We start from the raw sequence: 9,390 nt of genomic DNA, 5'->3' as shown, positions 1-9,390 counted from the left end.
CACATAAACATCCTTTTCCCGGTCATACCTGAACATTGAGCGGTTATAGAGACCTTTGCGTTCCGCACCAGAGGTGTCACCCTTTGGCACCAAAGCCACTGCTCCGCTATCCAGGACTGTTTTAATATCGCTATGGCTGTAATAACCTTTGTCAGCAAGTACGGTTATATCCACTCGGTCAACGGCTTCCTGAGCCAGTGTTGCCACAGAACCAAGTTGGCCCCGATCCGTTGTGTTGGTGACTTCATGAGCAACAATCAGATGGTTCTTCGTATCCACAGCTGTTTGCACGTTGTAGCAAACTTGCCGGTTCATGTTATTTGTCTTCATCAACCGGGAATCAGGGTCAGTTAAAGACAGTTGCTTGTCTGGCTGTTGCCCGACTGCTTGTTGGATTTTCTGAAGCTCCCGTAAGCGCTTTTGCAGCCATGCCAGTTTAGTCGCTGTTAACTTTGTGCTGGCATCAGGCTCCGTATTCTTGTCGGCTTCATCCAGCTTATTTAAATAATGAGTGATGCTTTGCTCAACCCGCTCAATATGATCTTTGGCTTTCTGGGGTGTGAAGTTATTCGGTTTGCTGTTTACCGCCTTGAACTTGCTGCCGTCGATGGCAACAACCACACCAGTGAACATTTGCATCTGCCGACACAGGTCAATAAAGGCCCGGCAAGCATTCTTGATACCTTTACCGTTATTTTTTCTGAAGTCGGCAATGGTTTTAAAGTCAGGCGTTAATCGCTCAAGTAACCACATCAGTTCAACGTTCCGATGGGCCTCTTTTTCTAACCTGCGGGAGGACTGAATGCGGTTCAGGTATCCATAAATGTACCGCTTCAGCATGGTTGCGGGGTGATATCCGGGCCGCCCGGTCTGCTTTGCATTAACTCTCTCGAAGCCAAGAGAATCAAGCTGTAATCCATCTACAAATATATCAACCACTCTGACAGGGTTATCTTCAGTGACAAAATCATCCAGCGCTTCAGGGAGCAAAGTCACTTGATGTCTGCCTTGACCCTTAATGTGGTGGGTCATATCTGCACCCGCAATTTTTATTCGTATGCTTTTAATTTTATTAAAAAAGGCAGGTCGCCGCATGGGTTTATCAAGAATGGTTGATCATATAAATCCATTACTTAGACCAAGAAGTGATCAGTGGTTTTCACACAGCCTGAGCGAATAGCGTAAGTCCAAAATTTATTAATGCCTAAGGTGCACTAATAACATTATTGTGTGTTAATCAACGGAGATTATGTTAACTCCTTCGAAGATCACATTTATGAGGTTTAGGGGTTTAGCAGCGTCGCCCCGGTTATTCTGTTTATGCACTGGTACTTTCAGGATTTATTCTGAGACAGAGTTCTTCATAATTTCTACACCCCTTCTTTATCGTCAGGCTAAAATGAACGGTTCCTAGCCATTCTTAATCTGTAAACTCTTTCTGTGTAACCACTGGCTATAGTGAATGAAATTGTGTAAGGCTATAAAATCCCTTAAGCTTTAACTTCACTTATTGATATCGCAATCAAATAATGGTAAATAAAATACTTTAGCATAAAGATGGATTTTAAAATGGAATGGAGATTTTTAGGTTCTATATCAGATGCTAGGAAGTCTGGCTGTAGCGGAGTTTATCTTATTGTTCATCAAGGGATTTTTAATCGCGTTGTTTATGTTGGGGTGAGTTGTAATGTAGGGAGAAGGATAAATGAGCATTATGAAGGGTATCTGAGAGGAAACCGAACAATTTACAATGCAGGTCACAATGATGACGCGTATCGTTATATGTCAACTTACAGAATTCGCAACCATACAAAATACTATCAATCCCTAGCAAAGGATTATAAAATATGGGCATCAACTACATTATGTTTTGATTCACCTAAGAATATATTAGCAAAAAGCCAGGTTTTTGATGCCATCTGGGAGAGCATTGCATTTGAAAAATATATCCCTCAACTGATAGTGTGGGCCCTTCCAATGGCCAATTACTGTTATTCAAATGCAACTAAAATTGAAAGCGTAATCCAATCAAAACTCGTTAAATCTTTTGATTTGAGGGGTTTTTTTAATGTTAAACACTTAAGTATTTTGGGTAAAATTGAACACCCCCATTTAGAAAAGATTAAATTTTTTATTATTGATTCCCCTGATGTAGACTTGGCATCCCAGCTTATTTTTAGCAGTTTGCACACTAAAGAAATTGATAGCAACTTTAGTAAAGAGTTCCTTTCACAGTTTGAAAGTGAAATTTTTCAGAGGGAAAAAGAAACTCAGAGAAGGCTAGCGATTAGAAACCATAAGATTTCTCTTTATGAGAACCATGGCAAACCTTGGACTTTAAAGGAAATGGAAAAACTAAGAGTCATGCTAGTAGATTTTGATATGTCCCCAACAGAAATATCTGATTACCTTGGAAGAGAACCATGCTCTATTTCTAAAAAAATTAGCGAAAATGATAAAGTTTCCAATCATAAGTGGCGAGAGAGCGTCAGATGGTTGTGACGTTGCATATCGACTGAGATAAACCAATCTAGCAACTTCCGCTTTTGGCTGTGAGTTCAACTGGTCGATGCAACGCTATCCTTAAACCAGGAGCGGGTCACTGTACTGTTCGAATCTTGACAAAATTACCCACAGAGATGAGAATGAAACTAGACCTATCGTCTAATTTGGCAAGACACCGTTTTCTAAACGGGATCCCGGTTCAATTCCGGGTAGGTAAAGAGCATTCGCAGAGTGTTTTTTACCTACCTTGAGGTTAACTAATGCAAGAATCTGATAAGAACAACATCTTTGCTGCTCAAACAAAAAATGTAAGAGCACTTGAGCAAGCTTGGAAGCACATCAACAAATCAATCAACGCCGCATATTCTTGTGGCGACACCTCGTCAGCCGAGATACATACAAAGTTACTGGCTCAAGTCTATTGCGCTTACGCTGAAGCTGTGTTTTCTAAAGTTATTCATACTCCTAATGGTCTAAGCATCAATGACATTGCTCAAATTAAATTGAAGGGCAAGAAAAATATCGTCGGAGCGTGGAAGAAGTGCGTCGAACTTTCCTTAAAAAAAGTACAAGGGAAAAATAGCGGTCATGTTCCCAATGCAAGATTAAAAATAAATGAACTCATAGATGCTTATGTTTTTGATCCAAGTTTGCTACGAAATAAAATCGCCCACGGCCAATGGATTATGGCGTTGAATACGAACAACACAAAGGTCAATGCTGAACTGACTTCTAAAATCCAGGCGATATCGGTGGTAGACCTCTATAAAAAAAAGGCGGCATTCCAAAGTTTGTCTTGCATACTTGAAGACATAATCAAGTCGCCGAACAAGGCTCATCACCGCGATTATTGGAGCCATATTACGCAGTTTGAGAAGTCACAGATTAATATGGCATCATGGACAGTTGAGAATAAAATATCTGCTTTGAGAGCTAAAAAATTGCATGCGAAGCAAAGATTGGCATCACAATCCGAAGTGCTTTGATAACGCTACTTTCCGGCAGAGTTTGGACTATCAACGTCAACTCCTCGCTCATAGTCGTTGGACGCATGTCCTGCAGGCGGCTTGGTGACAGAAGCTGACATTGCTAAAATAAAGATGTCTTAATCCAATGGAATTGATCAGCAATAAAAAGGAAGAGAAAAGGTCGCTTATGCGGCCTATACTATATACTAAGCGTTCATATTGCTAAGCTTCTGCAAGTTACTGGACAACTCCATCTGCTGGATTTAACCCACTTGTATAGGCTGTTCCTAGATCTTCAGGTGAAACATAGGTTGAAGACCATATAACCATATGTTTACCAACACCACATGACGGCGGCTGAAACTTTAATATGGAAAATTCCTTTTGATGTTTAAATAATTTTAACTTTCTCTCTAAGAACCAGTGTCAGTATAAATCTAACCCAAGTTTTTTAATTTCTTTTCTACGCATAGTAAACATAACATCAGCACTTTTAGAAATGAAAGAAGCAATATGCAGATCATTTCCCTCTACACCTTCCCAGAAGAAAGGGACATTATTATTCAGAAGGCTCTCTGCAAAGGTTATGTGTGTTAAGACTAGGAAAATTCGAACAAAGTTAGTGGCTCATTGAAATCCTGATTCAGCAAATGCAGTGTCAAATGCCTATTGAAACTACCTTCATTAACCCCACCAGTCGGTTTATATATAACGTTTTTAAAAAAAGATCTGGTTGAATTAATTACATCGTATTGAGGATTTAAATGTGTGAAAAAATCTATTTCAGTTTCAATGTCATAACCTTTTCCAGGATGCCAGTCTAAGTTTTGGATCTGACGTGTTCCCCATTTAAGGGTAAGTTTTTTAATCTCTTTTTCAAATCTATCGGCACTGGTGTTTGTGTTATCACCATCAGCGAATTTTACAAATAAGCTCCTTAATCCACCTTCAAACACAGGAAAAAGTGACATTATAGCTATATGGTCATAACCTAAATAAAAAGCTTCTATAGCTTTAAAAATAATTGTTTTATAATTTTTGAGTGTCTCGCTTTGAATGAAATATTTATTAAAATATGCAATTGCAATCTCTAAAGAAAAATTTTCAAACAGCCATCTATTAGCGCTTTCAAGTGGTGATTCACAGTTTTCAATTTTATAGATTGCAGAAGAAAGAGTACCTTCTCCAATATATAGAGGTAATGCAATACCAAGCGAATTTGCACGTGTTTGAATATTTGAGCATCGTCCCCAATGTTTGTTTAGATATGATATCGGTCTTTCCGTAAGTAACAAATTTAAATCATCAACTTTAACTGTAAAAGAACCATAGCAAAGATCGTTTTTAGAAATTACTGGTTCATTATTATGATGCTTCCTAAATTTATTTAGAATATCTTCTTCGGTAAGTTTATCTAATTTTGATAACCGTTTCAAAGTTGGTAAGTATTTTTCAAGTCCCGACATAATAACCTAATGAATTTTTAAAGGTGAAAATATATAATAAATATATCACATAATTAGTAGGTTAAGAAGATTCCTTAATCTTGCAAAGTTTCATACGAAGATGTGTTCCTCAAAACTGAAAAATAGAGTAAATATTCAATAGGTTATAAGGTTCGTTTAGTGTGTTTTAGTGATAAATAACTCGAAAAAAATCGTTAAAAGTTAATGAGTTGCTAGAGTAAAGTTTATATACTTCTTCACATATGCAGTGGTACGAGGTCAGGGAGCTTGTTAATCCTGCATCTAAACAATGACGTCTGGGATGTGCCAGAATCGGACACTGCGAACACAACAGAAAGTTAATAAATAGTATAATTTTAGGAGAACTGATATAAATGGCGTCAAATAATTATGGGTATGAAGATTTTGAAGCATTTACATATCTTGACTATCACAACCTTGCTGTATCCTGGAATTTAGCAAGAGGATCTTTTTGTTCTCCCTCAGAATTACCATCCAATGAATATAGTAACAGTTTCCTGTCCGTTGCTATTACCGGAATGCTATCAAATACCACTCCCACAAGGCTTTACAGCGAATTAGCCATTGATAATGTTAGAGAATCTTTATTTCCTGATTGCGTATCAAGATTAAGAGGTTTTTTTGTTTTCGATGAAATCGAATCAATATCTAGATTTTGGAGTTGTAACTCTTGGGGAGGGCACTTTTCTGATCAATATTTATCTGATGTAGGTGTGGCAGCAACTAGATCTACCAGGGTAGATTCCAATTGGATATCTCATATAGTTGGTTTGGATGGCAGACTAAGAGAAGGTTGGCATGAGAATACAGTTAACTATTGGCGTGGAGATGCGTTTCCAGGTTCTGAACCTATATGGGAAAGGATCGTCGAAGGCTATTTAACTGTTTGGAGTTCCGATGTTAGGAAAAAAGCAATATTAGAAATAAAGGCAGTTTGGCCAAACTCGTTGAAACTATTGAACTATTCTTGCCTGTGTGCTGCTTATGGCTCTTTAGATGGAATGATTTTCCCATTTTTGATGCAAGGTGATGAAGATAATATTAAAGTTACCTATATATCTAGAATGGTTCAAGCTAACGACAAAAATTTCATTGAAGCGATTATTGAAAACGCAAGGAAAATGCCTTCCCTAAGTGTGAACTTGAACGATACGACAACTAATGACGAAGAGGTCAGCACACCTGATTTAACCTTTTTGAATGTCTCCCTATCCTCTGACGATAATTGTGCCTTTGCCGACTTTGTTAAACTCGTGAGTCATTCTCAATGATTCAGTTTCCGTGACCTGTTCCCCGTTAGTTAAAATACACGGCTGTTATGAATGCTTACATTGTAACCTGATAGAATTGCATATTGTGAGGTCGATATGTCCGCTTCACGCCCTGAGACTTTCGACAAGCTTTTTATGGCTTCAGTAAGGGCGAGTTTCGCTCTTTGAGTGCCAACAAGTATTTTGCCTCGTCATAGCGAGTTCTGGCCTTCCAGCAGCAGTAAATGATCCTTATCCACTTGAACGCCAGAGCCCGGATCGCGGATTGATGAGATTTTCCCTTTTCCCGCTGCCCCTGATAATACAGTTTGGCCCAGTATGATGAGTTAACCGTCTTCGCAGTCCATTCCACGAATGTCTGTCGAACGAGCTTGGCACATTGCCACCGCCAGTGTATCCAGGATTTCTGCCCGCTTCGCTCGGTTACTGGTGCTATACCAGCGTAGTTCTGAATTTCTTCTGCACTGTTGAAGCGGTTACGGTTATCCCCCAGTGCGGCAAGCATGCGCGGGCCTATACAGGGCCTCATGCTTGGAAGTGATTTAAACAGGTCTGCATCAGGCAGGGTATCGAACAATGTTTCGATTCGTTCGTTGTAAGTATGGATAATTTCACCCACGACCTTGATTTGCATCGCCAGCGCTGTTGCCATCAATGCATTGGCCTCGATGACACTTTTATCGGTGGTCAGGGGAATAGCGTCAGCAATGCTGGTCAGGCGTTGCTCTGTGTGTGCAACAGCGGTGCCGCCTTTGACGTTCAGGAAATGGCGAACGGTATCGCTCCGGGCGCGTTTTAGTTGTTGCAGACTGGGCCAGCGGATTATCAGCTCGCAGAACAGCGAACTGTCCCGATGTGAGAACCATTCCAGTGGTTGAGGATAATACTGCTTAAGCGTGTTAATTAGCCTGTTCACAAAGCGTCGTTTATCTTAGACCAACTGGCGACGTTGCTCAACTAACTGCTGGAGCAACCGGATATCCGCATTGTCAGGCTCAATGGTTTTTATCTTTTGGGGATAGAGTAGCATTAACTCTAAAGCTAGCTCGGCATCCTGTGGATCATCTTTAGCGCCACTGGGCCAGAAGGTCTGCCGATAGCGGGCCAGGGATAAAGCGTGTACTGGAAAAACGGTGATAAATGGGTACTTCTGAAGAGCATACACCACGGGACCTTTTTTCAGCTCAAGGGCAATAGCTATCCTGCCTTTCACCTGTTTGTGTAACTCGTTGAGCCAGATATCAAGTGCTTCTGGTGTATGTTCGATCACATGGAATACACGTTCGCCATTTCTAAACTGAACACAGACATCGTGCTTTTTATCCGCCCAGTCCAAACCAACATGAGCAGCAAACTGATTTATCGCAGTCATCACCAACTCCTTTTCATCGGGGATTGGTATGCATTCCACGCTCTTCGAAAGAAATATAGCCAGCAGTTTGTGTGCATGCCCTGAGTATTCGTTAGCGAACGTGGAGCACCTACTGGTTCGAAAGAAAAGCGGCGATCATCAAATGATTCTCGCTCAACATTCGTAACCAGTAAGCGCATACCCTGAATCACTTCAAAGTGTAATTCTCAGGCTGTGAATGACTATACCTCGCTCATAGCCGCCCAAGGTCGTCGCTCCAAGCGGCTATGCGCCAGAAAAGTATGTCTGAGAGGCTTCCCCTCAAACACACCAATATATCAAATGGATGCTTAGGTTTGAGTTGTTTCCAGAGTCCACACATCAAGCCTATCTGCCCATTCCTGCATCATCACTTTCCGTTCGTCAAGGTAGGTAGCATGGTTATAAGTGCGGCGAACATTATTCGTGTCCGCATGTGCGAGCTGTGCTTCGATAGCATCGAGTCGGTATCCCATCTCGCTTAATCGTGTACTGCCAGTGGTTCGTGTCGCATGCGGACTATACGTCCCGCTCCAGCCAAGGCTTTTGAGAAGCTGACGCAGAGAGTGTGAAGTCATTGGTCCTCGTGGATTATCCCGACCAAGAAAGAGGTGCTGCCGATGTCCGGTTAATCCATGGAGCGTTCTGAGCATTTTGACGGCTTGAGCGGGTAGGGGAATGATATGTTCCCTGCGGGCTTTCATTCGCGCTGCCGGAATGGTTCATAGTGCTTTATCTAAGTCGAACTCCGACCATTCAGCTTCTGTTACTTCTGCGGGGCGCGCCAGCGTCCACCACATCAACCACATGCAATAGTTAACCTGGTATGTGCCACGGCTGTTATCAAAGCTGTTTAATAGCTTCCCGATTTGCTGCTGATTTAATGCCTGCTTGTGCTGAGTTTTATTTGCTGGAAATGCCTTGCGTACAGGCCAAACGGGATCGCTATCTGCCCTGAGAGTAGCTACAGCCAGCTCAAAAACAGATGAGATAGTGCGTCTGGCTTCCGCTGCGACGGTTGGCGCGCCTCGTTTGGCTGTGTCCTGAAGTATTTTTAGAATGTGATGTGGGGTGATCTCTCTGATGGGGAGTTTGCCGATGGCGGGAAAGACGACGCGTTCCAACATATCAAGGCGGCGTGTTTTGGTGATTTCCGCCCAGTCCTTCATCTGCAACCACTCTTTAGCGATGAGCTCAAAAGTGTTGGATGCATCGTTAACCTTGCGGATTTTGTCTAACTGACGTGCTTGTGCTGGGTTTATTCCCTCCATGACCTGTTTACGTGCCTGCTCACATTTTTCTCGCGCTTCGACAAGTTTCACCACTGGATACTCACCTAACGCAAGCATGCTGGATTTGCCGTTGAGCTTAAACCGATAGCGCCATGCTTTTTTACCGTTAGGTTTCACTTCGAGGGAAAGGCCATTGAAATCATTGAGTCGGTAAAGCTTTTCTTTCGGCTTGGCAGTGCGGCATTGGGTGTCAATGAGCATAACGTCTCCTTGTACATTTCTTATACCGCTATTGCACTCACCTAAAATGATGATGAAAGCTGATTGTACGCATCTACATACTTATTTTTGACTGCGTTTTCACAAGATTATCTGAGACGCTATAAAAACAAAAATCCACGCAACTGCGTGGATTTTAATTGTGCACAGAAAACCTCCAGCTAGGCTGGAGGTTCCGTAAAGCTTTCAGCTTTGAGCCAGTTATAAAAACCCCTTTTGATTTGTTAAAACAGTTTGCGGTCTGGCAACTGCAAACGT

The 9,390-nt window shown here is 41.6% G+C and carries 5 protein-coding genes and 2 pseudogenes; 3 read left to right on the top strand and 4 right to left on the bottom strand.

Annotation, left to right across the window (positions count from 1 at the left end; translation table 11 throughout):
• Nucleotides 1–1,032, bottom strand: a 1,032-nt coding sequence (locus DRI82_RS23175; RefSeq protein ID WP_114196251.1) for an IS1182 family transposase, incomplete at its 3' end; no start/stop codon positions are given.
• Nucleotides 1,033–1,557: 525 nt separating this feature from the next.
• Between DRI82_RS23175 and DRI82_RS23165 the strand changes: the two genes are divergently transcribed.
• Both DRI82_RS23165 and DRI82_RS23160 read left to right on the top strand, forming a co-directional pair.
• On the top strand, nucleotides 1,558–2,502 hold the full coding sequence (locus tag DRI82_RS23165) for a GIY-YIG nuclease family protein (RefSeq protein WP_114196249.1): 945 nt from the start codon (nucleotides 1,558–1,560) through the stop codon (nucleotides 2,500–2,502).
• Between the two features lie 263 nt (nucleotides 2,503–2,765).
• Complete coding sequence (locus DRI82_RS23160; protein ID WP_114196248.1) at nucleotides 2,766–3,491, top strand: hypothetical protein; 726 nt, start codon at nucleotides 2,766–2,768, stop codon at nucleotides 3,489–3,491.
• Nucleotides 3,492–4,072: 581 nt separating this feature from the next.
• On the opposite strand, the gene DRI82_RS23155 is transcribed toward DRI82_RS23160, so the two are convergent.
• Nucleotides 4,073–4,939, bottom strand: a complete 867-nt coding sequence (locus DRI82_RS23155) for a hypothetical protein (protein WP_245956916.1) — start codon at nucleotides 4,937–4,939, stop codon at nucleotides 4,073–4,075.
• 374 nt (nucleotides 4,940–5,313) lie between these two features.
• Here DRI82_RS23155 and DRI82_RS23980 point away from each other — a divergent pair, with 374 nt between their 5' ends.
• Nucleotides 5,314–6,231, top strand: coding sequence for a hypothetical protein (locus DRI82_RS23980; RefSeq protein WP_157968134.1), 918 nt, complete (start codon nucleotides 5,314–5,316; stop codon nucleotides 6,229–6,231).
• 133 nt (nucleotides 6,232–6,364) lie between these two features.
• Here the strand turns inward: DRI82_RS23980 and DRI82_RS23145 are convergent.
• Nucleotides 6,365–7,603: pseudogene (locus DRI82_RS23145) on the bottom strand (IS110 family RNA-guided transposase).
• Between the two features lie 329 nt (nucleotides 7,604–7,932).
• Nucleotides 7,933–9,114, bottom strand: a pseudogene (locus DRI82_RS23140) (tyrosine-type recombinase/integrase).
• Nucleotides 9,115–9,390: the final 276 nt, after the last annotated feature.

The sequence above is a fragment of the Edaphovirga cremea genome, from assembly GCF_003332275.1.
GTDB lineage: Bacteria > Pseudomonadota > Gammaproteobacteria > Enterobacterales > Enterobacteriaceae > Edaphovirga > Edaphovirga cremea.
The sequence above is the reverse complement of the archived record's forward strand: the minus strand, read 5'-3'. Positions and strand labels throughout refer to the sequence as shown.

Bases quoted from the DNA above. Each gene is read 5' to 3' on its own strand.
- DRI82_RS23165 (WP_114196249.1), top strand. From the start codon at position 1,558: ATGGATTTTAAAATGGAATGGAGATTTTTAGGTTCTATATCAGATGCT.
- DRI82_RS23160 (WP_114196248.1), top strand. From the start codon at position 2,766: ATGCAAGAATCTGATAAGAACAACATCTTTGCTGCTCAAACAAAAAAT.
- DRI82_RS23155 (WP_245956916.1), bottom strand. From the start codon at position 4,939: ATGTCGGGACTTGAAAAATACTTACCAACTTTGAAACGGTTATCAAAA.
- DRI82_RS23980 (WP_157968134.1), top strand. From the start codon at position 5,314: ATGGCGTCAAATAATTATGGGTATGAAGATTTTGAAGCATTTACATAT.